21 protein-coding genes, 2 tRNA genes and 1 riboswitch are annotated in these 25,195 nt (G+C 55.2%); of the genes, 15 read left to right on the forward strand and 8 right to left on the reverse strand.

What is annotated here, in order from left to right; translation table 11 throughout:
* The first annotated feature begins 1 nt into the window (after nucleotide 1).
* From BLT38_RS09620 to BLT38_RS09630, 3 genes are read left to right on the forward strand one after another with little or no spacing between them, the layout of a single operon-like run.
* Nucleotides 2-1,162, forward strand: coding sequence for a glycosyltransferase (locus tag BLT38_RS09620; RefSeq protein WP_083347019.1), 1,161 nt, complete (start codon nucleotides 2-4; stop codon nucleotides 1,160-1,162).
* Nucleotides 1,163-1,768: a putative colanic acid biosynthesis acetyltransferase gene (locus BLT38_RS09625; protein WP_083344978.1), complete on the forward strand. Its 606-nt coding sequence runs from the start codon at nucleotides 1,163-1,165 to the stop codon at nucleotides 1,766-1,768.
* Entirely contained in the window at nucleotides 1,765-2,583 is an 819-nt protein-coding gene (locus BLT38_RS09630; RefSeq protein ID WP_083344979.1) for a glycosyltransferase family 2 protein, read from the forward strand. Before BLT38_RS09625 ends, BLT38_RS09630 begins: the two co-directional genes overlap by 4 nt.
* A gap of 77 nt (nucleotides 2,584-2,660) precedes the next feature.
* Here BLT38_RS09630 and BLT38_RS09635 read toward each other — a convergent pair whose 3' ends face one another.
* Nucleotides 2,661-3,029, reverse strand: a complete 369-nt coding sequence (locus BLT38_RS09635) for a response regulator (protein WP_083344980.1) — start codon at nucleotides 3,027-3,029, stop codon at nucleotides 2,661-2,663.
* 175 nt (nucleotides 3,030-3,204) lie between these two features.
* On the opposite strand from BLT38_RS09635, the gene BLT38_RS09640 reads away from it, so the two are divergent.
* Together BLT38_RS09640 and BLT38_RS09645 are read left to right on the forward strand one after the other, a co-directional pair.
* Nucleotides 3,205-4,539: a nitrate/sulfonate/bicarbonate ABC transporter ATP-binding protein gene (locus BLT38_RS09640; protein ID WP_083344981.1), complete on the forward strand. Its 1,335-nt coding sequence runs from the start codon at nucleotides 3,205-3,207 to the stop codon at nucleotides 4,537-4,539.
* Nucleotides 4,536-6,323, forward strand: a complete 1,788-nt coding sequence (locus BLT38_RS09645; RefSeq protein ID WP_083344982.1) for an ABC transporter permease — start codon at nucleotides 4,536-4,538, stop codon at nucleotides 6,321-6,323. The genes BLT38_RS09640 and BLT38_RS09645 overlap by 4 nt, the downstream gene beginning before the upstream one ends.
* Here the strand turns inward: BLT38_RS09645 and BLT38_RS09650 are convergent.
* Nucleotides 6,320-6,832 (reverse strand): AI-2E family transporter, encoded by a 513-nt coding sequence (locus BLT38_RS09650; RefSeq protein WP_231966847.1) that lies wholly within the window; start codon nucleotides 6,830-6,832, stop codon nucleotides 6,320-6,322. The two genes, BLT38_RS09645 and BLT38_RS09650, sit on opposite strands and share 4 nt — an antisense overlap.
* A 126-nt stretch (nucleotides 6,833-6,958) precedes the next feature.
* On the opposite strand from BLT38_RS09650, the gene BLT38_RS09655 reads away from it, so the two are divergent.
* The 9 genes from BLT38_RS09655 to BLT38_RS09695 all read left to right on the forward strand — a co-directional run bounded on the left by BLT38_RS09655 (nucleotide 6,959) and on the right by BLT38_RS09695 (nucleotide 15,253).
* Complete coding sequence (locus tag BLT38_RS09655) at nucleotides 6,959-8,299, forward strand: alpha-amylase domain-containing protein (RefSeq protein WP_083344983.1); 1,341 nt, start codon at nucleotides 6,959-6,961, stop codon at nucleotides 8,297-8,299.
* Nucleotides 8,300-8,318: 19 nt separating this feature from the next.
* Nucleotides 8,319-9,014, forward strand: a complete 696-nt coding sequence (purQ, locus tag BLT38_RS09660) for a phosphoribosylformylglycinamidine synthase subunit PurQ (protein ID WP_083344984.1) — start codon at nucleotides 8,319-8,321, stop codon at nucleotides 9,012-9,014.
* Nucleotides 9,015-9,019: 5 nt separating this feature from the next.
* Nucleotides 9,020-9,838: a tyrosine-protein phosphatase gene (locus tag BLT38_RS09665; protein WP_083344985.1), complete on the forward strand. Its 819-nt coding sequence runs from the start codon at nucleotides 9,020-9,022 to the stop codon at nucleotides 9,836-9,838.
* Nucleotides 9,839-9,924: 86 nt separating this feature from the next.
* On the forward strand, nucleotides 9,925-10,194 hold the full coding sequence (locus tag BLT38_RS09670; RefSeq protein WP_231966848.1) for a FeoA family protein: 270 nt from the start codon (nucleotides 9,925-9,927) through the stop codon (nucleotides 10,192-10,194).
* Entirely contained in the window at nucleotides 10,191-12,056 is a 1,866-nt protein-coding gene (gene feoB / locus BLT38_RS09675) for a ferrous iron transporter B (RefSeq protein ID WP_083344987.1), read from the forward strand. The genes BLT38_RS09670 and feoB overlap by 4 nt, the downstream gene beginning before the upstream one ends.
* A 34-nt stretch (nucleotides 12,057-12,090) precedes the next feature.
* Nucleotides 12,091-13,476: a glycoside hydrolase family 28 protein gene (locus BLT38_RS09680; protein WP_083344988.1), complete on the forward strand. Its 1,386-nt coding sequence runs from the start codon at nucleotides 12,091-12,093 to the stop codon at nucleotides 13,474-13,476.
* Between the two features lie 23 nt (nucleotides 13,477-13,499).
* Nucleotides 13,500-13,576, forward strand: a tRNA-Val gene (locus BLT38_RS09685).
* 22 nt (nucleotides 13,577-13,598) lie between these two features.
* A riboswitch (Fluoride riboswitch) is annotated at nucleotides 13,599-13,668 on the forward strand.
* Between the two features lie 55 nt (nucleotides 13,669-13,723).
* Nucleotides 13,724-15,010: a voltage-gated chloride channel family protein gene (locus BLT38_RS09690; protein WP_083347021.1), complete on the forward strand. Its 1,287-nt coding sequence runs from the start codon at nucleotides 13,724-13,726 to the stop codon at nucleotides 15,008-15,010.
* A gap of 166 nt (nucleotides 15,011-15,176) precedes the next feature.
* Nucleotides 15,177-15,253: transfer RNA gene (locus BLT38_RS09695), tRNA-Asp, on the forward strand.
* A 341-nt stretch (nucleotides 15,254-15,594) separates the two neighbouring features.
* On the opposite strand, the gene BLT38_RS09700 is transcribed toward BLT38_RS09695, so the two are convergent.
* Nucleotides 15,595-17,700, reverse strand: coding sequence for a winged helix-turn-helix domain-containing protein (locus tag BLT38_RS09700; RefSeq protein WP_083344989.1), 2,106 nt, complete (start codon nucleotides 17,698-17,700; stop codon nucleotides 15,595-15,597).
* 626 nt (nucleotides 17,701-18,326) lie between these two features.
* On the opposite strand from BLT38_RS09700, the gene BLT38_RS09705 reads away from it, so the two are divergent.
* On the forward strand, nucleotides 18,327-19,793 hold the full coding sequence (locus tag BLT38_RS09705; RefSeq protein WP_083344990.1) for a sigma-54 interaction domain-containing protein: 1,467 nt from the start codon (nucleotides 18,327-18,329) through the stop codon (nucleotides 19,791-19,793).
* A gap of 89 nt (nucleotides 19,794-19,882) precedes the next feature.
* On the opposite strand, the gene BLT38_RS09710 is transcribed toward BLT38_RS09705, so the two are convergent.
* The 5 genes from BLT38_RS09710 to BLT38_RS09730 are packed head-to-tail and all read right to left on the reverse strand — an operon-like array spanning nucleotide 19,883 to nucleotide 25,046.
* On the reverse strand, nucleotides 19,883-20,878 hold the full coding sequence (locus BLT38_RS09710) for an NAD-dependent epimerase/dehydratase family protein (protein ID WP_083344991.1): 996 nt from the start codon (nucleotides 20,876-20,878) through the stop codon (nucleotides 19,883-19,885).
* Nucleotides 20,875-21,981 carry a non-hydrolyzing UDP-N-acetylglucosamine 2-epimerase gene (gene wecB, locus BLT38_RS09715; protein ID WP_083344992.1) on the reverse strand — a complete coding sequence of 369 codons (1,107 nt, stop codon included), beginning with the start codon at nucleotides 21,979-21,981 and terminating at the stop codon, nucleotides 20,875-20,877. Before wecB ends, BLT38_RS09710 begins: the two co-directional genes overlap by 4 nt.
* Nucleotides 21,981-22,778: an N-acetyltransferase gene (locus BLT38_RS21035; protein ID WP_083344993.1), complete on the reverse strand. Its 798-nt coding sequence runs from the start codon at nucleotides 22,776-22,778 to the stop codon at nucleotides 21,981-21,983. Before BLT38_RS21035 ends, wecB begins: the two co-directional genes overlap by 1 nt.
* A gap of 30 nt (nucleotides 22,779-22,808) precedes the next feature.
* Entirely contained in the window at nucleotides 22,809-23,645 is an 837-nt protein-coding gene (locus BLT38_RS09725) for a glycosyltransferase (RefSeq protein WP_083344994.1), read from the reverse strand.
* A gap of 33 nt (nucleotides 23,646-23,678) precedes the next feature.
* Nucleotides 23,679-25,046, reverse strand: coding sequence for a nucleotide sugar dehydrogenase (locus BLT38_RS09730; protein ID WP_083344995.1), 1,368 nt, complete (start codon nucleotides 25,044-25,046; stop codon nucleotides 23,679-23,681).
* Between the last annotated feature and the right edge of the window lie 149 nt (nucleotides 25,047-25,195).

Consider the following 25,195-nt stretch of genomic DNA (forward strand, 5'->3'; position numbering starts at 1 on the left):
CATGCGTATCCTTCATGTCATCGCCACACTGGACCCGGCCGCAGGCGGCCCGATCGAAGGCGTGCGCACTCTTTTCGGATACAAGGATGAGGGTTATGAGGGTGAAGCCGTCACTTTTGACGCTCCAGATGCACCTTATCTGCAAGGGCTCCCCTTTCCGGTTTATCCACTCGGACCACGCACTTCCACGTATGGCTACAACGCGAAGCTGTTGCCCTGGCTGCGCGAAAATCGCGACCGTTATGACGGTGTAATCGTCAACGGTTTGTGGCAATACACCGGCCTTGCCACCATGCTCGCCATGCGCGGGCACAAGCCATACATGGTTTTTTCGCATGGCATGTTGGACCCGTACTTTAAGCGTCGCTTTCCACTGAAACATCTGAAGAAAGCTGTCTATTGGTATCCCGCGGAATATTGGATTCTGCGAAACGCGTATCGCGTGCTCTTCACCACCACCAGTGAAGAGAAGCTGGCGGAAGAAAGCTTCGCTTTTTGGAAATGGAAAGCGCAGGTGGTGCCTTACGGTATCCGCGCCCCACAGACCGACCCCACTGCAGATATTGCTGCATTCCTACGTGTGGTTCCTGCGGTGGAAGGCAAACGGTTTCTCATTTACCTGAGCCGTATCCATCCCAAAAAGGGTTGCGACTTACTCTTGCAAGCATTCGCTTCAATCGCGGCCAGCGCCCCGGATCTACATCTCGTGATGGCTGGTCCAGACGAAACTGACTGGATACCGGAGCTACAAAAGATCGTTGACAACGCAGGTCTGACTGACCGCGTTCACTGGCCCGGCATTTTGCGTGGTTCAGAGAAGTGGGGCGCCTTCCGGGCTGCTGAAGCTTTCATCCTCCCTTCTCACCAGGAGAACTTCGGCATTGCTGTCGCGGAAGCTCTGGGAGCGGGTAAGCCCGTTCTGTTGAGCGATAAGGTCAACATCGGCGACATGATCCGAAATGAAGGTTGTGCTCTCATTGAGCCAGACACCCTTGAGGGAACACGCCTTCTTTTGGAGCGCTGGATTGGATTGTCTGCCGAAGAGAAGCAACGCATGAGCACGGCGGCTGCCGAATGCTTCCGCACGCGCTTCAACATGTTGGAGACCGCTCAAGCCATCATGGCCCTCTTCCAACAGGCGAAGAACGAAGGAGCAAGCTGAATGGCACGCGAAGCTGCTTACGTGGCCACAGACCATATCGACGAAAGCGAACATGCTGACCCGTATCTGCGACCCGCGTTCACCCTGCGCAACCGTGTGATGCGTGTGCTGTGGGGTGTTGTGTGGCTGCTGCTCTATCGCCCTTCGCCGCGCCCCATGCACGGTTGGCGCTGCTTCCTGCTTCGTCGTTTCGGAGCCACGATGGGCTCGAATTGCCACTTCTATCCCAAGTCAAAGATCTGGGCTCCGTGGAATCTCTTTTGTGCGGATCAGGTCACCGCTGCGGACGGCGTAGAGATTTATAACCCCGCACCCATGCGCTTTGGCTCGCACGCCATCGTGTCTCAAGACGCCTTTCTCTGCGGCGCAACACACGATTACAACTTGGCTGCGTTCCCTCTGCTGGCCTACGAGATGCATTTCGGAGCCTACTCATGGGTATGCGCGCGAGCCATCGTTGGCCCTGGAGCCAACCTGGGCGAAGGTGCCGTGCTTGGACTGGGCTCTGTCGCCACGCGCAGCCTTGATCCATGGACGGTCCACGCAGGCTCGCCTGCGCGCCTGGTCAAAGAACGCAAACGCACACATGGAGACACACCCGCATGATCTCCGTTATGGTTCTCACTCTGAATGAAGAGGGCGACCTGCCAGGATGCCTTGAATCCATAGCATGGTCCGACGATGTCTGGGTGTTTGACTCTCTGTCCACCGACCGTACGACTGCGATTGCAGAGGCATCCGGTGCCCACGTGATCCAGCGCAAGTTCGATAACTGGGCCGCTCATCAGAACTGGGCCATGGAAAACATTCCGTTTAAACATCCGTGGGTGTTTTATATCGACGCGGACGAGCGTATGACCGAGGGACTTCGCACAGCGATCCATCAGGCTGTGTCAGCAGCGGAAGGACATGTTGCATTTGAAGTGGAACGGCGCGATTTCCTGAACGGAACATGGCTGAAACACGTCCAGCTTTCCGCCTGGTACACCCGGCTGTTTCAGCCCTCAAAGATGCGCTATGAGCGCCTCGTCAACCCTGTCTCAGTGGTCGATGGAACTACAGGACGCATCGCAGGATATCTGGACCATTTCCCGTTCAGCAAGGGCGTCACCTATTGGATTCAGCGACACAACGACTACAGCACAAAAGAAGCGCAGCAGCTTCTCCTGAATCAGGCAGATGCTCCGCCCTTTCGTCTGCGTGACGCATTCTTCGCCTCAGACTTTCAGACGCGTCGCAAGCAGCAGAAGCAATTGTTCTATCGCTTGCCCGGTCGCCCAATTCTGAAATTCATACTGATTTATTTCGCAAAACGAGGCTTCCTGGACGGCAGCGCCGGCCTGACCTACGCTCTGCTTCAATCGATTTACGAATACTTCATCGTTCTAAAAACGAGGGAGCTAAAACAGAATCAACCATAGAAATATCCCAAAGCAGAAATGCCTCCCTATGAAGGAGGCATTTTCCGTTGTCGTAAAACTTCGTTTTGAACCTGATATTAGCTGCGCAGCTTCGCCAGCAGATCTGTCGGGTGCACCGGCTTCGCCAGAATCTCAAACTCGTGCCCCTGGGCGCGTGCCTTCTCGAGCAGGTCAGCGGTGGCTGCTTGTCCGCTAAACAACAGAATCTTGCAGGTGGGCAGCTTTTCCCGGATCTTGATGGCGGCTTCGATACCTGTCATGCCGGTCATGATCACATCTGAAATCAGCATGTTGGGCTGGAATTCATCAATGGTTTCCACGGCTGATTCGCCGGAGTACACGGCTTTGGCCTCAAAGCCTGCCTGATTGAGGATGATCGCAAGGGTATTCGCGATCACCTGTTCGTCGTCGGCAACCAGTACCTTCGGTTTGCTGGGGGTTGTCATATCAATCACAGTTCTACTTTACCCGGTGGTATATGGCAAGTTTCTGGAAGTTGTTGTTTCACCGGAGGATGATACCCTCAGAGGACGCCCTGCGGCCAACTTCGGCCGGCCGCGCCGCCACCAAACTTTCAGGGTCCGGTCACTTATCCGGCTCCACTACCAATGGAGACGCCCAATGCAACAGGCCATCATTCGCGCCGAACGCGTTGAAAAATATTATGCTCAGCCGAGCGAGAACCGAATTCAGGTGATCTCGCCGACTGATTTGTCGATTGTGCCGGGTGAAATTGTCGCTCTGCTTGGGCCCTCTGGCTCCGGCAAGTCGACCCTGCTTCGCATGCTGACGGGGCTCTCTGTGCCTTCAGGCGGCCAGGTTTACTGGCATGAAAAGCCCATTGGTCAGACAGAAATCAACGTCTCCATCGTCTTCCAGAGCTTCGCGCTGTTCCCTTGGCTGACCGTATTGGAAAACGTGGAAGCGCCTTTGCAGGCGCGGGGTATGGAGCCTGCAAAGCGTCGCAAACGCGCCATGAAGATGCTCGACACGGTCGGTCTCGACGGCTTCCAGCACGCTTATCCCAAAGAACTCTCCGGCGGCATGCGTCAGCGTGTGGGCTTTGCACGCGCACTCGTTGTCGAACCGGAAGTGCTTTTTATGGATGAGCCCTTCTCGGCCCTTGATGTGCTCACCGCAGAAAACCTGCGTTCAGAACTGCTGGAACTCTGGCAGAAAAAGACGATGCCCACGCAGGCCATCTTCATCGTCACACACAACATTGAAGAAGCTGTGCTGCTTGCAGATCGCATCATCGTTCTTGGCCGCAATCCCGGTCATGTGCGTACGGATTTTCGCGTTGCACTGCAGCATCCACGCGACCGCAAGGCCGCAGCGTTTACGCAACTGGTTGACTACATCTACAAGGTGCTGACACAGCCAGAGGCGCAGCCACCCGAGCTGCCGCGCACTGCAGGTGGCAAGCGCGTTCGCGATCAACGATTGATGAGCTACCAGATGTTGCCGCACGCGCGCCCTGGCGGTATCGCCGGTTTGCTGGAATTAATGGTGGATCACAGCGGCAAGGCAGACATCTATCGCCTCGCTGACGATCTTGCCTTCGAAGTCGATGACTTGTTGCCCATCGTTGACGCTGCCTCATTGTTAGGTTTCCTAACTGTTACCGAAGGCGACGCGACACTCACTGCTATCGGCACGGAATACGCCAATGCGGAAATCCTGCGGCAGAAGGAGATTTTCCGCGAAGCTGCGCTGGAACACGTGTTGTTGCTGCGCCAGATCATGCGCGCCTTGGAAGCCAAGAGTGACGGCTCAGTGCCGGAAGAATTCTTCCACGACATGCTGGACGAACAGTTCAGCGAAGAAGAAACTCTCCGGCAGCTTGAAACGGCCATCAACTGGGGCCGATACGCAGAACTGTTTGACTTTGACGCGCAGCGCCATCGCTTCATCCTGGCGCACGCCGCTGAACCTGTCGTGGAGACGCACGAATGAAGATGCTGCCTGGCAGCTTCAGTAATTTGCGATCACGGGGTGAGATGGTCATCCCGCGCACCCTTGCGCGTTCGCAAGCGGTACGCAGAAGCTGGCCCTTTCTTCTTGATCTGATCGTTGCCAGCATTGGCCTTGCTGCGTTTTACGGAGTAGTCCAGATTGCGCGCCTTTGGCTGGGTCATGCAGAGCCGCAAGTGACGTTGTCGTTATCCCCGCGAGCGTTGCCTCTCTACGCACTCTACTCCGTGGTGCGTATGTTCCTCGCGTACCTGTTGAGCCTTGGGTTCGCCATCGGCTATGGCTATGTCGCAGCGTACAGCCGACGGATGGAAGCGCTGATGATTGCAGCCTTGGACATTCTGCAATCCATCCCTGTGCTGAGCTTTCTTCCCGGCGTCATGCTGGCAATGGTGGCGCTGTTCCCTTCGCGTCAACTTGGCCTGGAGTTGGGTGCGATCGTGCTCATCTTCACCGGCCAGGTGTGGAACATGGCATTCTCGTTTTATTCCTCGTTGAAGAGCCTTCCGCGTGAATTAACAGAAGCCAGTGCCATCTATGGTTATTCGCGGTGGCAGCGACTCTTCCAGCTTGAATTGCCATTTGCAGCAATTGGTCTCATCTGGAACAGCATGGTCTCAGTAGCAGGCGGATGGTTCTTCCTGATGGCCTGCGAGATGTTTGTCTTGGGCTCGCGCGATTTCCGCTTGCCCGGCCTTGGAAGCTATCTGCAAACCGCTGCAAGCGAAGGCAACACCCCGGCCATTTTGTGGGGGCTGTTCACGATGATCCTCATCATCGTTGCAACAGATCAGCTCCTATGGCGCCCCATCATCGCATGGAGCGATCGCTTCAAATTTGAGCAGGTGGAAAGCGCTCGTCACGTACGTTCGCCACTGTTGGCCATCCTGCAGCAATCAAGTTTTGTAAAGCGGATGCGGCACGTCACGCTTTCTCCCGTGTTGGAGAAGTTGTATCGGCATGAGGCGAAACATCGTCCCACACATGTCGCGATGGATGGTGGCGATCAACGCTCTCCATCTGCGCTCGCTCAAGTTGCTTTAGGACTTGTAATTTTCGCAGCAGTGGCCTATGCCGCAATCCAAGCGCTGCATCTGTTGCATTCCGTCGACCGCAAGGAATTTGGCCTTGTACTCGGTGGAGCAGGCATGACACTGCTGCGCGTGATCGCTTCCCTGTTTCTTGCGACGCTGTGGACCGTGCCGGTTGGCGTAGCGATTGGATCGCATCCCCGTCTTGCGCGCATTGCACAACCGTTGGCGCAGATCGCGGCCAGCGTACCTGCCACCGCATTGTTTCCTGTGATCCTGCTTCTTCTACTGCGTAGCGGAGGAGGCATGAACACCGCAGCCATTTTGCTCATGCTGCTCGGAACGCAGTGGTACGTGCTTTTCAATGTAATCGCCGGTGCAATGGCCATTCCGACTGACCTCAAAGAGGTCTCGCGCCTCTTCCACTTCGGCACCGTGCAACGCTGGAAGACCATCATTCTCCCAGGCATCTTCCCTTACCTGCTGACTGGTCTCATCACAGCCAGCGGCGGGGCATGGAACGCAAGCATCATCGCGGAGTACTTCCGCCTGAAGGGCAAGACGATGACGGCCTTCGGCCTGGGCGAACAGATCAGCGCAGCAACGGACGCAGGCAACTTCGCAGTACTGCTGCTTGCGACGATTGTGATGGCGCTGATGGTGGTGACGATCAATCGTCTGGTGTGGCGTCCTCTATTCCGTGTTGCCGAGTCGAAGTATCGCCTGGGCGCTTAACGGCTCTTGTTCGCGTTTCGAAACGCATAGATCACTGCGAGTATCGGCGGAGCCAGCAACGCACCCCACGGCGGCAGCAGGATGCCGCCAACGATCGGTCCCAGCATAGCTGCCCACCACGGCACCAGTGTGCTGCGTTTCAGCAACAGCGGTTGAATCAATGCGCCATCGACAATCGCGATAAACGCGTACAGACCCAGCGTCCACCATAGTTTGTCCAGATCTGTGTCGACGGATGCAAAGAACGCGGCAATCGCCGGCCCACATACTGCGAGCGCTGTTCCGATCCCCGGAACAAACTGACATACCGCCGCCACCAGCGCCCAAAGCGGCGCCCAGGGCACATGGATGAAGTACAACCCCACAAACCACATCAAGCCCACGCACAGGGCGTCCAGCGTCGTGGCACGCCACCATCCCATCAGCGCGGTGCCCGCCGTGCGCAGATGGTCAGACGGTTGAGGCTGGTAAGAGTTCGCCAGCCGGGAAGGATATTGCTCGTCCGCCACGTTACGCTCCTCATGCGACAAACGCACACACCATAGGATGCATCACAGCAATGCGAACGACAGGTGAATCCGCAAAGCGAATCGCAAGAGATCGCGACGCTTCGGGAACCGTCCGCGAGGAAACGAATGGCTGTCATGATGCAGGGCTTTTACTGGGATTGTGCCAAGGAAGAAAACCGGCTGGGCGAATGGTGGAACTACGTCGCGGAAAAGATCCCGTCGCTTGGCAAACAAGGCATTGGTTTTGACGCCATCTGGCTGCCACCCATCAGCAAAGGAGCAAGCCCAGGAACCATGGGCTACGATCCATACGACTACTTCGACCTTGGCGACTTCGAGCAGAAAGGCTCAGTGAAGACCAGCTTCGGCAATCGCGCAGAGTTGGAAAGCCTGATCAAGACCATCCATGAGAACGGCATGGGCGCCATCGCGGACATGGTGATCAACCACAACAGCGGCGCGGATGAGGAAGAAGAAAACCCTCTGGACGGTCAGAAGCGCTGGACAAAGTTCAATCCAAAGAGTGGCAAATTCCCACGCAACTGGGACTGCTTCCATCCCTCGCGCTACGAGAAGGTCATGCTGGAGGGTGAGCAGTTTGCTGGCTTTCCGCACCTGTGCCATCGCAACCCGAAGGTCTATGCGGCGATGTATGAGTACGCCCGCTTGATCATCGAAGACCTTGATTTCGACGGTTTCCGCTTCGACTTTGTCAAAGGCTTCGGTGCGTGGATGATCGGCCTGCTCGCGAAGTATCAGTACCAGAAGAAGGACAACCCCAACTTCTCGCCCTTTGTCGTAGGGGAATACTGGAGCGGTCCGGATGACATTCACGACTGGCTGGATGCGGTAAGCACGTTAACGGATTCGCAGATCGCCGCGTTCGACTTCCCTCTGCGTTACAAGCTGAAAGACGTTTGCGACACGCTCAATTACGACCTGCGCAATTTGACCGACGGCACGTCTGTCTCCGCGGCGCGCCCGTTCAATGCCGTAACGTTCGTGGACAACCACGACATGAACGACAACTTTGTTACGAACGACAAGATGCTCGGCTACTCGTTCATCCTCACGCAGGACGGCTATCCCTGCGTCTTCTGGAGGGATTACTACAACTACGAACTGGCGCGGCCCAACACGCCTAACGGCATCGACGCGCTGGTACAGGCACACCACAAACATGCTGGTGGTGAAAGCTGCATTCTGCACGCCGACCCTGACCTGTACATTTCGCAACGTGGCGGCACGGAAGACCAGAGCGGCCTCATCTATGTCCTGAACAATCTCGGCAATCAGTGGAGCGGCACCACGGTGCAAACCAAGTGGCCCAACACGCGGTTTATTCCCGTGGCATGGGACGGTCACGACCAGGCACATCCTGACGAACGCAGCACCGACGAGGAAGGCAACGGCGAATTCCCTGCGCCACCTCGCGGCTACTGCGTGTACGCGCCGATTTTTGAGTAGCCTTTGTTACCCTAGAGTCATGAAGATTGGCGTGCTTGTCTTCCCCGGTTCTAACTGCGACCACGACACGTACAACGTGATCGATGCCGTCGCGCAACAGCCTGTGACCTTTCTCTGGCATGCCAGCGAGGATCTGCAGGGATGCGACGCCATCCTCGTTCCCGGGGGCTTCGCTTATGGCGACTACCTGCGTACCGGTGCGCTCGCACGTTTTGCGCCCATCATGGGATCGGTGAAGAAGTTTGCCGCGCAGGGCGGCCCCGTTATGGGCATCTGCAACGGCTTCCAGATTCTCTGCGAGAGCGGCTTGCTGCCTGGCGCGCTGATGCGTAACGCAGGGCTGCGTTACATCTGCAAGCAGGTGAACCTGCGCACCGAAACAAACGACTCGCCCTTCACGCACTTGCTGCAGCGCGGTGAAGTTCTCCAGATGCCCATTGGCCATATGGAAGGCAACTACTTCTGCGACACCGACACCTTGGCCACGCTGAAGAAGCAGGATCGCATCGCATTCCGTTACAGCACACCCGCCGGCGATATCACTGCTGATGCCAACCCGAATGGTTCGTTGGAAAACATCGCCGGCGTACTGAGCGAAGGCCGTAACGTGCTGGGCATGATGCCGCATCCTGATCGCTCCAGTGAGTCCATCCTTGGCACCGCAGATGGACTTAAGCTTTTCCAGGGACTTATCGCGAGCCTGCAGACCGCCTAATTTGCATGATTGATATTCACCACCATCTGCTGCCCGGTATCGACGACGGCTCCAAGAGTCTCGAACAGTCCATCGCCATGGTCACCATGGCAGTGGAAGATGGCATCACCCACATCGTCGCCACACCGCACGCCGACGATACGTGGAAGTACAACCGTGAACGCAACGCAGGACTGCTTCAGCAGTTACGTGAAGCGTTACCCGCAGAAGTCGCCGCAAAGATCACATTAGGCCTCGGTTGCGACTTCCATATGAACTGGGAAAACACGGAAGACGCGCACGTTCACAAGCGCCGTTACACCATCAATGAGACGGAATACCTGCTGGTGGAATTGCCCGATGTTGGCATTCCAAACCGGATGGACGAGCTGCTGTACCAGCTCCGCGTAGACGGTCTGACCCCGATCTTGACCCATCCGGAGCGCAACACCACCTTGCAGCGTTCTCGCGACCGTCTGCGCGAATGGATGCAGAGCGGCCTGCTTCTGCAGGTAACCGCAGGATCCGTCACTGGCCACTTCGGCAGCACTGCGGAAACCTTTGCGTGGGAACTTCTGGAGAAGCGCTGGGTCCACTTCCTGGCCACGGACGCACATAATCTGGACCGCCGGCCCCCGCATATGAGTTCGGCGTATCGGCTTGTATCGGAACGGCTTGGCACGGAAACGGCTGAGCGTCTGTGCGTCTCCAATCCCCTTACTGTGTTTGAAGGAAGGCCATGGCCGTCGCAACCCGAACCAATCGGCCTGTTTGAACAACCGTTCGTCGACGATGATGACGACGATGACAAGCCCTCCTTCTGGCGCCGGCTCTTCGGTCGTTGATCGGCCAAGAACCCTTCTGAAAAAGACATCGCCAACAATCAAGGACTAATTCTGTCGTAGATTGCGTTACGATGGTAGAAGCGTGCATGACGCCCGCTGAAGTTTTTGGAAGAAGGGCCCGCGCAGTGCACCTGGCAGAGTTGAAGCATGGAGAGAAGGCCACGGTGCTGGGTGTGGCACAGGGCGAGGCATATTGCCACCTGTGCGCCCTGGGGCTGAACGCCGGAGCGGAAGTGGAAGTTGTGCGAACCCTCTCGCGCCGCACGGTCCTTATCATTCGCGTGGATGGCTTCGATATTGCCCTGCGTGGTGAGACTGCATCAACAGTGAAAATCCGCATGGAGAGTGCCCTGTGAGCACCGCAACGGTCATCGCCGTGGAGAAATCCGCATCGACCAGACCCGCAGGGGCGTATCACACCATCGGTCTCATCGGACCGCCCAACGTGGGCAAGACCACGCTGTTCAACCGCCTGACAGGACTGCGCCAGAAGGTCAGCAATTACAGCGGCGTCACCGTTGAGCATCGCTCCGGAAAATTGAAATCTGGTCAGACAGTGATTGACCTTCCTGGCGTGTGGTCACTCACACCTGAGAGCGAAGATCAGAAGATCGCCGTCAATGTTCTGCACGGCACGCAACCCGGTGTTCCAAAGCTTGACGCTGTTTTGCTTGTCGTCGACGGCACTGCACTGCACCGCTACATGGGCCTTATCCATGAAGTGCTGGCATGCGGCCTGCCCACCATGGTTCTGATCAACATGGCGGACGAACTGGTGGCGCGCAACGGCTACATTGATCCACTGGGTGTGGCACGCGAACTAGGTTCACCCACAGCCTTGATCAGTGCATCGCGCGGCACCGGCATGGACACCATCTCGCACTTCCTGAATGGTGAACACGCCGCGGCACAGATTCTGCCCGTACTGCAGGCTGGCGGCAACGCGGCTCCTGGTTGCGCTACGGACTGCAACACACTCACACGTTCCGGCGCGTATCGCCGACCGCATCATTCCAAGTTCACACGAGCCTTTGATCGCTGGGCGCTGCATCCCGTCGTTGGCCCGCTGATGTGCATCAGCTTCATCGCGGGCGCGTTTCAGATCATGTTCCGCCTCGCTTATCCCGCAGGCCAATGGCTCAGCACATGGCTTGGCAATATCGGCATCGCGGCCGGTGCGCACATTCCTGATGCGATCCTGCGCGCGATCATCGTCGACGGCATCTGGAACGGCATTGCCTCTATCCTCGGCTTCCTGCCCACTATCCTCTGCATGTTTCTCGTGATCACGCTGCTTGAGGATTCCGGTTACATGGCACGCGCAGCGGTCATCGCAGACCGCACCATGGGCCACGTGGGACTGAATGGACGTTCCTTCCTGCCGCTGCTCAGTGCCTATGCCTGCGCCGTTCCCGCCATCATGGCTACGCGCGCCATTCCATCCAAGCGCGATCGTCTGGCAACGATCCTTATCGCACCATTCATGACCTGCAGCGCGCGCCTGCCGGTGTACGCGTTGCTTATCGCGGCATTCATCCCGCAGCGTCAAGTTCTTGGCAATCTGCTCGGGCTGCAGGCCGTCACGTTGATGCTGCTCTACGCGATCGGACTTCTTGCGGCCTTGTTCACCGCGAAGCTGCTTCATTCCAGCGCTCTCAAAGGCCAGGCTTCGATGTTCGCCATCGAACTGCCTAACTATCGCATGCCGCGCCCACGTACCGTGGCACTGGCCATCTACGACCGCAGCATGGTCTTCCTAAAGCAGGTGGGCACCGTCATTTTGGTGCTGAACCTTGCCATCTGGTTCCTCTCGCACATGCCATTCCACAATGGCCAGCCCAGTGATGTGGGTGCAAGCTATCTCGCCCACCTTGGCGACTTCATCCAGCCGCTGCTGCATCCGCTTGGCCTGAATCGTAATGTGGGTATCTCGCTGTTAGGTGCGTTCGTGGCGCGCGAAAGCGTCGTCAGCACGCTGGCCACACTCTATGGTCAGGTAAACGTAGGCGATGCCTTGCGCGCCGAGATTGGCCTTGCCGGGGCTATCGCGCTGCTGGTCTTCTTCGCGCTCGCCATGCAATGCACCGCAACGCTCGCCGTTGTACGTCGCGAGACGAATAGCTGGAAGTGGCCGCTGCTGCAGTTCGCGTACATGACGGTACTGGCCTACGGCGCATCCTTCGCCACCTATCGCATCGCACTCGCTTTGCACCTGTAGATTTCCGCTGCAATGAAGCAGTAAGCTGCAGGGCATGACGCCGCTTCCCCGCCGCACATTTCTCAAAACCTCCGCAGCCGCCGCTGTCGGACTCCCATGGATCGCAAACGAGGCGCAGCACGCAAAGGCCTCATCAGCGACTTCGAAACCGTCGGGAGTCACCATTCATGCGCGAGAGATGGGTGCCACAGGCGACGGCAAGACCAAAGACACACTTGCCCTGCAACAATCCTTGGATCGTTGCTCCCTGCTCGGCGGCGGTGAAGTCATCCTCTCCACAGGCGAGTATCTCAGCGGCGCATTGCAGCTGCATTCCAACACCACCTTACGTATCGAAGAAGGCGCTACACTCACCGGCTCACCGGACATGCAGGACTATCCTCTAGCGCAGGTCCGTTGGGAGGGCAAGTTCATCAAGGGCTACTCGGCCTTCATCAACGCAGTGGATGCATCGAACATTCGCATCACAGGACCGGGCCGCATCATTGGCAGCTCTGCGATTGTTGGTCGGCTGGAAAAAGGTACGCGCATGCGCTTGCCCGCGTTGATTGAGTTCACCAACTGTCGCAACGTCACCGTGGACAACATCTTCACCAAGCAGTTCGGCATGTGGTCGATCCATCCGCTTCTCAGTGACAACGTAACGTTCCGTAACGTCACCATCGAAAGCGGCGCAGACGGCATCGATCCTGACTCGTGCCGCAACATGGTCATCGACAACTGCATCTTCCGCACGGTGGACGATTGCATCGCCATCAAGAGCGGACGCGGCTCGGAAGCCTATCGCATGGCGCGCCCATCCGAGAACATTCACATCTCCAACTGCACCTTTACCGACGCGCGCTGGGCCTGTGTCTCCATCGGCTCTGAAGCGTCCGGCGGCGTGCGCAACGTGGTGGTGGAGCACTGCAAAATCCTCTCCGCATATACGCACGGGGTGTACATCAAAACGCGCAGCGGACGCGGCGCATTCATTGAAGACATCACCTTCCGCGACATCGAAGTTTCTGGCTGTCGCGAAGGCTTCCTTCGCCTCAACAGCCTCGGCAGCGGCCTGCAGGATCAAGACCCCGTTCCCGGTGACGAAGGTCTTCCGCAGCTACGCAATTTGCGCTTCACAGACATCCGCGTAAACGATGTGCCTCAGCTTCTACTTGCGACCGAGATTCACCCCAAGAAGCCACTCGATGGCCTTGTTCTGGCAAACATCTCCGGCACCTGCCGCAAAGGCATGGAAATAGCCAATGCAACGCACGTCGACATTCGCAATGTGACTGTCACCGGCTTTAATGGTCCACTGCTGGCCACTAAGAACGTCACCGGCAAAGGCCTTGCAGGAGCAGTAGAACTGCCCGCATCAGCCCTGCCGAAGGTCCCCGATGAGATTCTTCCACCGGCAACACCGTACATCCTCAAGTAAGTTTGTTATTCTGTATCAGGAACGGGCGAGTAGCTCAGCTGGTTAGAGCGCCTGCCTTACAAGCAGGATGTCGGGGGTTCGAATCCCTCCTTGCCCACCATCATCACCGTTCTCGCAGCAAGCAACCAAAAGGCGATGGGGTTCGCCTTGATGCCCAGCCCACGGGCTGGAGCTGATGACTCCTACGACAGTAGGAGGCCCATTGCCCAAAATTGATTTCCGACAAATCTTTAACGAATCTTTCGGCATGGTGCGTCACCTGCTGCGTTGGATTCCCCTTGCCTGCTACGTTGGCATTGCCGCTGGAACAGCATCCGCTATCTTGCTGGCGTCGCTGACCTACGCAACGAATCTTCGCGAAAGCCATATTTGGCTGATTCTGCTGCTGGCCCCGATGGGCTGGTTGATGGGCCTGATGTATCGCCACTTCGGCAAATCGGTCGAAGGCGGCAACAACCTCATCCTGGAACAGATTCACAATCCCAAAGACGTTATCCCCTTCCGCATGACGCCGTTGATCTTGATCGGCACGTTCCTCACCCATGTCTTTGGTGGCTCTGCAGGCCGCGAAGGAACGGCCGTGCAGACCGGCGCATCCCTTGCCGACCAACTGACGCGTCCGCTGCGTCTATCGCCTCAGAATCGCCGCATCCTGTTGATGACCGGCGTCAGCGCAGGCTTCGGCTCGGTTTTCGGCACACCGCTGGCAGGCGGCGTCTTCGGCATGGAAGTACTCGCCATCGGAGCCATCGGCTACGACGCCATTGCCCCCTGCTTTCTGGCGGCCTTTGTAGGCGACCTGGTCACACGCGCATGGGAACCCGTGATCCCTGGCATTCGCCACACGGTATACACCGTTTCCGAAGTGCCCAGCCTCAACGTGCGCACCATCCTCTACGCGTCGATTGCGGGCGTTCTCTTCGGCCTTGTTGCCATGCTCTTCGCGCGGACAACCCATGCCATCGCCAGCACCATGCGCCGCCTTATCCACCGCACGGAACTGCGTCCCGTCGTTGGTGGACTGCTGGTTACAGTAACCGTCTTCGGCATCGGCTATGCACATACCAGCAAGTATCTGGGACTCGGCATTCCTACAATCGTCGCCGCGTTTCACACACACCTGCCGTTTTACGATTTCGCCGCCAAGCTCGTCTTAACCGCCGTCACGTTGGGTACGGGTTTCAAAGGTGGCGAAGTCACTCCCCTGTTCTTCATCGGCGCCACGATGGGCAATGCTCTGTCCTCGATAATCCCCCTGCCGTCTTCCCTCCTTGCCGGCATGGGCTTCGTCGCGGTCTTCGCAGGCGCCGCAAACACCCCGTTGGCTTCAACGCTTATGGCCATGGAGCTCTTCGGAGCCGAAGCAGGTGCTTACGCCGCGATCGCGTGCATCCTCAGCTATCTCTTCTCTGGTCACAACGGTATTTACCATGCCCAGCGCGTGCAGAGCAGCAAGTACGAGGACGCGCCCGCAGAAGAACTTCCCCTGACTCTCGAAGCCAAACTGCAATCGGAAGAAAGCACCGAAAGATAAGCCACCGTCGCACAAATGAAAAGAAATGCACAGGAAAAGGTTCAGACCGAGTGCGCCAACGGCAATCAAACCTGATACACTCAATCTTGTTGTTGGGCAGTTCGGTCTGGTCCTGAAAAGGAACAAACCTCGAACACCCAGAAACAACAAAGTGTGAACGCACTTTGGGGACGTAGCTCAGTTGGTTAGAGCGCTGCCCTGTCACGGCAGAGGTCGCGGGTTCGAGCCCCGTCGTCCCCGCCACTAAATCCAATAAATGTAATGGCTTAGTGGCAATAGTGACATCGCTTGAAACCTCAGGGAAGACTCGAGGGACTCAAGCAAACATTTCCCTACAATCCCTCCACCACCGCTTCTGAGCGTGACGCTTCTCTTTCGCAAATAGCTGGTTGGTATGTTTCGGTGATGCAATGATTCGCATGCCTGGGGAGCTGTCGCGTTGGGGTGTGGCGGAGTACCAAATCACATTTGTTACTCCAACCTATTCTGCCGCAGTGGCACAGAAGAAAAGAGAAATGCCAACCATCAAACAACTAATGGTTGGCACTCACTGCAATCACCACATTTATGTACGCGACCTAAGATCACGAAAGATCGATCGAAATGTCGTATAGCTCATTTTCACCAACTGAATAACCGAACAATAGTTCTCCAGAGGGCGTTACTTCCAGAACGCTCGACGAATAATCTTCGTCATAGCGTTCGGGCATTTTCTGCACCTCCGTGAGGTTCCCGCCAGCAACGAGATACTTCATAAGTACGTAGCTCCCCTCGCGGGCTTCAATGAAGTAGAGTGCGTCCTTCTTTCGGTCCCACGCTTGCGCGCCGATCGTGGTGGAAGAAGAAACATCGTGCCAGGTACGCGAAGCCACATCAAACAACTTGAGTTTCGATTGATCGTTCGATACCGCCGATAGATAACGGCCATCGGATGACCACTTCGGTGATGACAGTCCCGATCCTCCAGGAAGCGCCTCTACTTTCTGGTCCCCAAGTGTCAATGTGAAGATTGCACTTTCCAGGCGATTGCCACCTGACTGCGACTCGAATGCAACCGTCTCGCCCGATGGTGAGTAGGCAATCTGTCTCACATCTCGTATTGCTGCGACTGTGGTCCGTGCGCCTCCTCCCGCTGCATTCACGCGACCAATCGTGTTCTCACCGTTTCGTTCTCTGACATAGATGAGGGTACGATCGTCCGCAGACCATTGTGGAAATTTCGCGAACTCGCCTGGGGCTGAGAGTTGAATTCGCTCACTTCCATCAAGCCTGCTCTTCCAGAGGCTTCCTTCCGGGTGCAAGGTATAAGCAATCCACTCACCGTCATGCGACACACTCAACGACGACACCGAAAGATCTCGAAGTAACGGTTCGCAGTTATGACTCAACATAGTGAGATAGAGTCGGCTCTGCACACCCATCGCATAAAGATGACGCAGATCTGGACTCAGCATGGGTGATCGCCAGAAATCAACTGGGCCTGCTGCAATCTCCCAAGGATCACCCGTGCTTTTCCATCGAAATAACTTCTCGCGTCTAGCCCAGACTGAAGAAGAACTTTCACCGTCGACGACATAGACGAAGTACTTACCGTCGGAACTCCATGAGCCACAGCAAGCATGATGCTCATGAGGATCACCTTTTAGGACCGGAGTAACATTACGGTCGGCTAGGTCCACCTCATACAGGCTCTTTTGCTCATTTGCCTCATGGACTGAGAAGCGCACCGATTTCCCATCCGGCGACCAAGATGGCCAAAAGGGTGTACCTGCAGGACTCGCAAGTACTGAAGCATCCTGACCATCACTATTCGCCAGCATGACCCGTTGCTGGGACACATACACGACTTGTGTACCGTCTGGTGACCACGAAGCTGATCGACCAAACAATTCAGCAACTGATTGAGATGGGTGTCCCTGAAGGGTTACCGCGGTGATGGGACCATCCCGATCGTCTCTGGAGACAAGTGCTTCTGCCCGCGACGAACGAACCGCCGAAATATACCCATTTGTCGCATTCAGAGGAGCTGCCGCTATGGTTCCACCATCGACTGAGACAGAAGCCAGATAGGATTTCTTGCCACGGAGCTCAGTAAAAACGAGCATGCCTTTGTCGAGAATCAAAGGCGCCCTGCTGATCTTAGTAAATCCATCTCGTGTGAGCTTCGTCACCGAGCGAAGGCTTTCTCTCTGGTTATAAACATTTCCAAAAATAGGAACCACGGCAAAAACGAATACAGCAATCAGTCCAATAAACAATGACGACTTTACAGTCACAACCTGGTGTGAAGTTTGACTAGGCCGTGCGCCAACGAAATCTTCTCTCAACTTATCGAGAACATCAGATTCCGAGTTTGAGGTGGATAGGGAGTTACCCTGGGTTAGGGCCCCCAGGGATATACGGTACCCCTTCTTGGGTACTGTCTCTATGTACTCGCGGCCGTTCGGTAGCTTACCGAGAGCCTTGCGCAACATGAAGATTGTTTGTGTAAGGTTGTGCTCTTCAACGACGACGCCCTTCCAAACAGTATCCAGAAATTCTTCCCTGCTTACTGTCTTTCCATTGGCTTGTAAGAGCAGCGACAACGCCTCTCGCTGGCGTTGAGGCATATCAATTATCTCAATCCCACGCATGACAACCATTTGGTTGGGCTCAAACGTGTACTCACCAAAATGCAGTATCTGCTTCATATAAAGGACCTTGGAGAAAATCCGTTAATTTTGATCCGCCTCAACCGTTCTTTTGAGGACTTCCGTCGCGCTAAGTCTTAACGTGATGAAGTTCCCAGAATTACGAAGCCGCGGCTCAATCTCAACGGTGGAGAATTCTGTTCTTCGAGGGCTCAAACCCTCTTTTTACTCTTAGGAGTGCTTTTCTATGTCTGCCAGTAAAGTGTTCCATCTGCTTGTTGCGAGTGACTTGCGTACTGATCCCCGACTCTCCGGCCGGGCTTTAGTTTTGTTTCATTACCTTCTGATGGTCTTCGCGACCTTGTTAGGTCTTACAACGCTGTCTCGATTCCGGACGGTATTTGCAATTGCGACGCCCAGAACTTTGTCAGCGGTTGTATCAGTGCTCGTTCAACTTCTATCCCTCACATCACTCAATGTATGGCTGCACGGCGCTAGTTCCGTTTTCCCAGGGAACCTTGCCGTAAGTCTTGAGTCGCGAAGTCACGTTCACGCATAGGAAGCTCACGCTTTCTACGACCGAAATCAGGGGGATTATCGAAACGTTCTAACGATACTCCTAAAAATTGATTTTCCATAGCTATTTCGTATCTCCGCGACATATAGGCCCCAAGGACCTCAAAACTATGCTTCGTACACGCACAGTCGCTCTTATCAGCCCCTCTACTCCCTTCCTTCAAGCCGCTGTAACTGCCATGACCTTTGAAGGTCATGATGTAGTCGCGTTCGAAGCGCTCACAGAAGCGCTCAGCGCTATCCACAATAGATCGTTTGATGCAGTTGTCATCGATGTATCTGCCCGCCCACCGCGAGATCAACGGTCATTAGCAAATATTGTCAGGCTCGTAGGAAAAGATAGGATCTGGATTGCTCTCCCACTAGGCGTAAGCCCGTGGGCATCAGATGCCGAGCAATTAGGAATTCAACATACACTTGGCGTTCCGCTTCGTCCTACTGAACTTGAAGAAGTATTGACCTATCTTCAAGAGCTTCCAGTTTCGCCAAGCTCCTACGATGCTGAGCCTGCACAATCGCGGCCTGTACATATTGAAGATCTTCCGAATAACCGCTATTTTCTTGCCGCCAGCCCGGCAATGATGCGGATCTATGAGAATATCCGCCTGCTGGCTCAAGTTGACGCACCTGTACTTATCTTGGGTGAGAGTGGCGTAGGAAAAGACGTTATCGCCAATCTTCTCCACAAGCATTCGCGTCGTGCGGCACATCCATTCTGCTCAGTAAATTGTGCAGCTCTGCCTCCTGACCTACTTGAGAGCGAGCTTTTTGGTTACGAAGCGGGAGCCTTTACAGGTGCCGTGAAGGCAAAGCCTGGCCGGTTCGAACAGGCTGATAAAGGGACATTGCTACTGGACGAAATTGGCGAAATGAGCGCGCCAATGCAGGCGAAACTGCTGCATGTACTCCAGGATGGTCGCTATTCTCGCCTGGGCGCACGTACGGTATCAACAGCTGACGTCCGTGTTATCGCCGCAACCAATGTCAATATTGACAGTGCAATCGCAGACAAGTTATTCCGCGAAGATCTTTATTACCGCATCAGCACCTTCACCATCCAGGTGCCACCGCTGCGTGAACGGCGTGAAGAAATACCATATTTGATTGAGGAAATGGTGAAGCGGCAAGCAATGGCGTTCCATCAGGACCCGGTTTATATCTCGCCCCGCATGATGTCTATATTGCAGGAATATGAATGGCCCGGTAACTTGCGCGAACTAGGTAATGCAGTTATTCGCATGCAGGTATTAAAAGGACAAGAGTCTTCGATCTCCGACATCGAGGCTAAGGTCCTGGGTAAGGTGGCGAAGGTTCCATCGTGTGGAAAAGATGCTCCTGAGCCTGAAGTGAGCGTGAACGAAATGCGTTCAATCGTGCGGAATTTCAAGGATCAGACAGAAAGCCGCTTGATCCAACAGGCTCTGGAAGAGGCTCGCTGGAATCGCCGGCAGGCAGCTCTGGCTCTGCGGATCAGCTATCGCACCTTGTTGTATAAAATCGAGCACTACCGCTTGAAAGAAACCCGCCTACCTATTCGTTATGACATGCAGGGTGGCGGATCTTCGCTTCCGGTCTAAGGTAACCATTAAAGGCTCCCCAAGGTAACTTGGGGAGCCTTATTACTTGGGACTAACATAAGAAAGGAGAGGTTACCCTCTCCTTTTTCTTATGCATTAACCAATGCTTCCTTCCTTATCTGTTCCTTCTGCCATTCGATAGTACGAACAAGCCCCTCTTCCAACTGCACAGAGGCGCGGAATCCTAACAGCCGTTCTGCCTTCCGAATATCTGGAACGCGCCGCAGGACATCCTCATACTTACGACCGGCGATCGCATCGTAAGGAATCATGTTGATCTTGGGCTCGCCTGGCTTGCCGCACAACCGGTGGATTTCACGGGCCAAATCAAGAATCGTTATCTCTCGGTTATTACCGATGTTAACAATCTCAAGATTCGCCGTGGTCGCTTCGGCCGCCGCAACGATGCCACGTGACGTGTCTTCCACAAATGTGAAGGAACGCGTCTGCATGCCGTCGCCGTGAATCGGAATAACTTCATCATTCAGAATCGCGTTGATGAAGACCGACTGCGGACCACCCCACCATGTCAGATTTTGGCGTGGGCCATACGAACCAAAGATGCGAAGAACTGTGGCATAAATGCCTGCCTCTTCTGCCATCGCAAGCACCAGATGTTCATCGAACATCTTCGATGCCGCGTATGCCCAGCGAGCTACTGTTGCTGGTCCCAGGACACAGTTTCCATCTTCTGCAAACGGAACGTCAGGGCTCTTACCGTATACATCGGACGTGGAAGTAATGGTGAAGCGTGCACCGCTCTCAATCGCAACCTGCAGCGCATTCTGCGTGCCGATGGAGTTAACGAGCAGTGTCTTCTTTGGGTTTTCGTAGCGTGGAATCTTGTAAGCGGCAAGGTGGATAACACTGTCAACCTTACCAGCTGCCTCTCGCAGAGCTGGAAGATCACATACGTCAACTGCGTGAAACTCGAAAGAGGAATGCGACGAGGCCGCTTCGAGATTGCGCATATGACCGTGTGACAGGTCGTCGACTGCGATTACGTGGTAGCCCTTTGCGAGCATCCTATCCGTCACGTGGGAACCCAGGAATCCTGCTGCTCCCGTAATAAGTACTCTCTTCATGCTGCCCTCACCATTTCTACGATTTGATCGACACTACGTTTGCGGGCAAGCCCGCCTCCGAATAAGTCGAGATTGCGTGGTTCGGCCGATGGACCGTTATGCACAAGTGCATTTGCCGCCTGGATAATCGGTTCACGATCACTGCCCACGAGCATGTTCCACCCGCCATGCAGAGTCTCGCGCCATTCAGTTTCTTCACGAAGCGTGAGACATGGAACCCCCGTGAAATACGCTTCTTTCTGCAGTCCACCCGAATCTGTCATGACGAAGCGTGCATTCCGCTGCAACGCAAGCATCTCGAGATAGCCAACAGGTTCGACAACGTGCACATGACTTCCAAGAAAGACTGAGCTATCGCTCTGTGCCAGGCGATTCCGAAGACGCGGATGCATCGGAAAAACAATCGGAATATCGATCTGACGAAACGCACTCAAAATCGAAGAGAGCTTCGCACTATCGTCGGTCATTTCTGCCCGATGCAGCGTGACCAACGCGTATCCACCGTTTTTTACCGGAAGATCGCGCAGCGTCGCGGCTTCGCGGTGAAGATTGCCAAACTGTTCAACGGCATCCAACATGATGTCGCCCACAAATACGGCACGATCGCCTAGCCCTTCCAGACGGAGTTGCTCTACTGCAGCATGTGTCGGGCAAAGGAGCAGATCGGATACCTGATCTGTAACGATGCGATTGATTTCTTCCTGCATGACGCGATTAAAGCTGCGTAACCCGGCTTCGAGATGGATGAGCGGAATATGCAACTTCGCTGCTGCGAGAGCAGATGCGATTGTCGAGTTCGTATCTCCATAGGCAATCACCGCATCCGGCTTCCAGCTGATCATCTCTGCTTCAATACCAGCGAGCATGATCGCCGTCTGCAGCCCCGGCGTATGTGCCGGAGTGTTCCTCAGCACCTGCGGTTTTGGCATGCCGAGCTCACTGAAGAAAATGTCGGACATACCGGGATCACGATGCTGCCCCGTGTGAAGCAGACGATGATCAATCGGAGAAGAGGCGTATTGATTGAACTCTTCAATCGCCTTCGACATGATGGCCATCTTGACGAACTGAGGTCTCGTGCCACCAACAGAAAGAAGCTTCATTAGTTGACTCCCGTCTTCTTGTCTGTGGAGGGTTGGAGCTTCTGTTCATCAGGTACTGGTCGGATGGCGCGTGCAGGAGATCCCATAACCACCATGCCGGAAGGCACGTCGCGCGTTACAACAGATCCAGCAGCAACAAGTGCGTCTTCTCCAATGGTGATGCCCGGCAATACTGTGGAATTCGCAGCGATGCGAGCACCGCGCTGCATCGTTACACCACCAAAGTGTTTGAAGCGTTCCTGTGTGCGTCCGACGAAATTGTCATTCGTGAATGTCACTTCAGGCGCAACGAAGCAAAGGTCACCGATCTTCGATTTCGCTGTGATGTACGCGCCGGTTTCAATCTTGCAACACCGGCCAATTGTCACTTCATTTTCCACGGCCACACCACGACCAATAATCGTGAGCTCGCCGATGCTGGTATCTTCTCTAACGCTTGCAAAGTCTGCGATCAGCACACCGTCATGAACGATGGATCCGGTATAGATAACTGCGTTACTCCCGACCAGGCATCCGTTTCCAATGAAGGTAGGCATCAGCTCACGAATGTTTGTCGTCGCGCTTGCCTTTGACTTCATCGGCTTCTTTCCGATGACAACACCGTCATCGATGCGGACATCCTTGCCGATGGTGATGTGGCTATGCAGGACAACATGGTTTCCAATGACCGTCCCTTCGCCAATGCTGACCCCTTGACCAACAACAACGTGTTTGCCGAAGCTCACGTCGGGATATTGGCGGTTTCTGTCTTGCTCTTCCATAAGAGTGTTTTCAGAAACAACAAACTCTGTTTTCATAGCTCTTTGTCACCCCTCGGATGCCGCCAGTTAGCGGCTATTTCCTGCAACTTTCATGAACGGTCCTGTCTCGTTTTCCGCGGAGACGTTCGCGTCGTGGTCTGACGAGCAAAAAGGAGGGTACCCACGTTCCCTGGAGAAAATGCAACCGGATGCAAGACGAAGGTGCTGGCCCACTGTACGTAGAATCCGCATCTTGCTTGTTCCTGCAACACGGCGATGTAAGACCACCGGGAATTCTTCAATGTGATAGCCCATATAGGACGCACTCATGAGAATTTCAACGGTCGAAACAAAACCAGTGCTTTGAAATTGTGCTTCGCGTACAAATGCGCCGCGATACGCACGAAACATGCTGGTGTAGGTGTAGAGCTTGACTGGCGACACTACACGATAGAGCTGCGAGCACCACCGGCTAAGTCCAAGCCGCCATGCAGGAACTCCGTCAACTCCACCTTGAGGGTGGTACGGAGAAGCCACAACGACATCCGCCTTACCTTCGATAATGCGCTGGATCATGGGGATGAGATTGTCTGCACGATAGCTGCAATCTGCATCGATGGTGCAGACAATCTCGGCATTCCCCACAGTTTGAAAGGCAGTACGGAACGCTTCGCCCAAGCCACGGTTCGTACCGTGAGAGACGATCTGAAACGCCGCCCCGTCGGGGACCGCCCGTGGAATGAGTTCCACGGTGCGGTCAGTGCTGCCATCGTCCACGAAAAGATAGAAGACGATAAAGCGATCCTGGAGGCCGCGCTGCAGTTCAGCCAGACGTATTCTGAGAACCTGCAAGCTTTCCTGCTCGTTACAGACAGGAATGACTATCGCAACCCTCGGTAGGGATTGTGTGCGCGTGCGCCCCATGATGTATCTCCCTTTCTTTCTTATCGACGTCGATTAGCAGTGCACAATCTTCGTAGATTCAATGCCGCGGGTTGCATTTCGGCTATCCACTACAAGCTGTGCGTTCTTGACGATCGAAGCGTAGTCGTAGTCCGAGTGATCCGTGGCGATGACGACACAGTCAAACTCTGCGATACGATCCAACGGTGTGCAGGTCATACCCAGGTCGTAATGACGACCGCGGCCGACGGTGGCGAAGTAAGGATCGTTGTATTCCACGATTGCCTTCTCGTCCTGCAGCATCTCGATGATTTCGAGCGAGGGTGACTCGCGGAGATCGTCGATGTCCTTCTTGTAAGCCATACCCAGAACCAGAATGCGTGAGCCGTTGATCGACTTACGATGCGAGTTCAGAGCATTGGCCACAGCCTGCACCACATAGCGCGGCATGCCTTCGTTGATCTCGCCTGCCAGCTCGATGAAGCGGGTGTGGAAGTTCCACTCACGCGCCTTCCAGCTCAGGTAGAACGGATCGATCGGAATGCAGTGACCACCGAGGCCAGGGCCCGGATAGAAGGCCTGGAAGCCGAACGGCTTGGTCTTCGCGGCGTCAATAACTTCCCAGATATCGATTCCCATCTTCTGCGACAGGATCTTGAGTTCATTCACCAGTGCGATGTTGACGCAGCGATAGATGTTCTCAAGCAGCTTCGTCATTTCCGCAGCCTGTGTGGACGAAACCGACACAGTCTTGGCGAAGATGTTGTTGTAGAGAGCGGATGCCAGGCGTCCCGAATGCGCTCCATGGCCACCGATCACCTTGGGGATATCGCGACGAGCGACCGTATTGTTACCTGGGTCTTCACGCTCTGGCGAGAAGGCTACGAAGAAGACGTCGCCATCCGGATCCATTCCCTCTTCATATGCGCACAGACCTTCCGGGCTGCCGGCATTCAGGATGGGAATGAGCACTTCTTCTGTCGTTCCGGGATAGGTCGTGCTCTCAAGCACAACGAGCTGTCCACGGCGCAGCCAGGGAGCAATGGACTCCGCGGTGCGTTCGATGAAGGAGAGATCGGGATCGCGATGCTCTGTGAGCGGGGTTGGTACGCAGACAATAACTGCGTCCTGATCGGAGATCTTCGAGAAATCGGTCGTCGCACGGAATCCCTGCGAACGAGCCATTTCGATCTCAGTTGGGGGAATACGGAAGATGTAACTCTTCCCTTCCTCAAGCTGGCTGACTTTAGCCGTATCGATGTCAAATCCCTGGATAGCGACACCCGCTTCCGAGAACAAGAGTGAGAGAGGCAGACCGACATATCCAAGGCCGATGACGCCAACCTTTGCAGTCTTCGCTTGGAGCTTATCGAGTTGACGCTCCACCTGATGGGCACGTGATGCGAGAGTTGCGCTGTTCATGCCGGGACATCTTGCACGGTGCGTACCAAACCCAAAAAGAATGGAAGACCTTATAAATTCGCGCGCAATGTCTGGGCTTTTATAACTTCCCCGTATCTATAACAACGGAAAGTAACGTGACGGTGTGCAAACAGTATGCAGAACTTTGC

The sequence above is a fragment of the Terriglobus roseus genome, from assembly GCF_900102185.1.
GTDB classification, from domain to species: domain Bacteria; phylum Acidobacteriota; class Terriglobia; order Terriglobales; family Acidobacteriaceae; genus Terriglobus; species Terriglobus roseus_A.

Coding starts and splice junctions, on each gene's coding strand:
- BLT38_RS09620 (WP_083347019.1), top strand. CDS start 2: ATGCGTATCCTTCATGTCATCGCCACACTGGACCCGGCCGCAGGCGGC.
- BLT38_RS09625 (WP_083344978.1), top strand. CDS start 1,163: ATGGCACGCGAAGCTGCTTACGTGGCCACAGACCATATCGACGAAAGC.
- BLT38_RS09630 (WP_083344979.1), top strand. CDS start 1,765: ATGATCTCCGTTATGGTTCTCACTCTGAATGAAGAGGGCGACCTGCCA.
- BLT38_RS09635 (WP_083344980.1), bottom strand. CDS start 3,029: ATGACAACCCCCAGCAAACCGAAGGTACTGGTTGCCGACGACGAACAG.
- BLT38_RS09640 (WP_083344981.1), top strand. CDS start 3,205: ATGCAACAGGCCATCATTCGCGCCGAACGCGTTGAAAAATATTATGCT.
- BLT38_RS09645 (WP_083344982.1), top strand. CDS start 4,536: ATGAAGATGCTGCCTGGCAGCTTCAGTAATTTGCGATCACGGGGTGAG.
- BLT38_RS09655 (WP_083344983.1), top strand. CDS start 6,959: ATGGCTGTCATGATGCAGGGCTTTTACTGGGATTGTGCCAAGGAAGAA.
- purQ (WP_083344984.1), top strand. CDS start 8,319: ATGAAGATTGGCGTGCTTGTCTTCCCCGGTTCTAACTGCGACCACGAC.
- BLT38_RS09665 (WP_083344985.1), top strand. CDS start 9,020: ATGATTGATATTCACCACCATCTGCTGCCCGGTATCGACGACGGCTCC.
- BLT38_RS09670 (WP_231966848.1), top strand. CDS start 9,925: ATGACGCCCGCTGAAGTTTTTGGAAGAAGGGCCCGCGCAGTGCACCTG.
- BLT38_RS09680 (WP_083344988.1), top strand. CDS start 12,091: ATGACGCCGCTTCCCCGCCGCACATTTCTCAAAACCTCCGCAGCCGCC.
- BLT38_RS09690 (WP_083347021.1), top strand. CDS start 13,724: ATGGTGCGTCACCTGCTGCGTTGGATTCCCCTTGCCTGCTACGTTGGC.
- BLT38_RS09700 (WP_083344989.1), bottom strand. CDS start 17,700: ATGAAGCAGATACTGCATTTTGGTGAGTACACGTTTGAGCCCAACCAA.
- BLT38_RS09705 (WP_083344990.1), top strand. CDS start 18,327: ATGCTTCGTACACGCACAGTCGCTCTTATCAGCCCCTCTACTCCCTTC.
- BLT38_RS09710 (WP_083344991.1), bottom strand. CDS start 20,878: ATGAAGAGAGTACTTATTACGGGAGCAGCAGGATTCCTGGGTTCCCAC.
- wecB (WP_083344992.1), bottom strand. CDS start 21,981: ATGAAGCTTCTTTCTGTTGGTGGCACGAGACCTCAGTTCGTCAAGATG.
- BLT38_RS21035 (WP_083344993.1), bottom strand. CDS start 22,778: ATGAAAACAGAGTTTGTTGTTTCTGAAAACACTCTTATGGAAGAGCAA.
- BLT38_RS09725 (WP_083344994.1), bottom strand. CDS start 23,645: ATGGGGCGCACGCGCACACAATCCCTACCGAGGGTTGCGATAGTCATT.
- BLT38_RS09730 (WP_083344995.1), bottom strand. CDS start 25,046: ATGAACAGCGCAACTCTCGCATCACGTGCCCATCAGGTGGAGCGTCAA.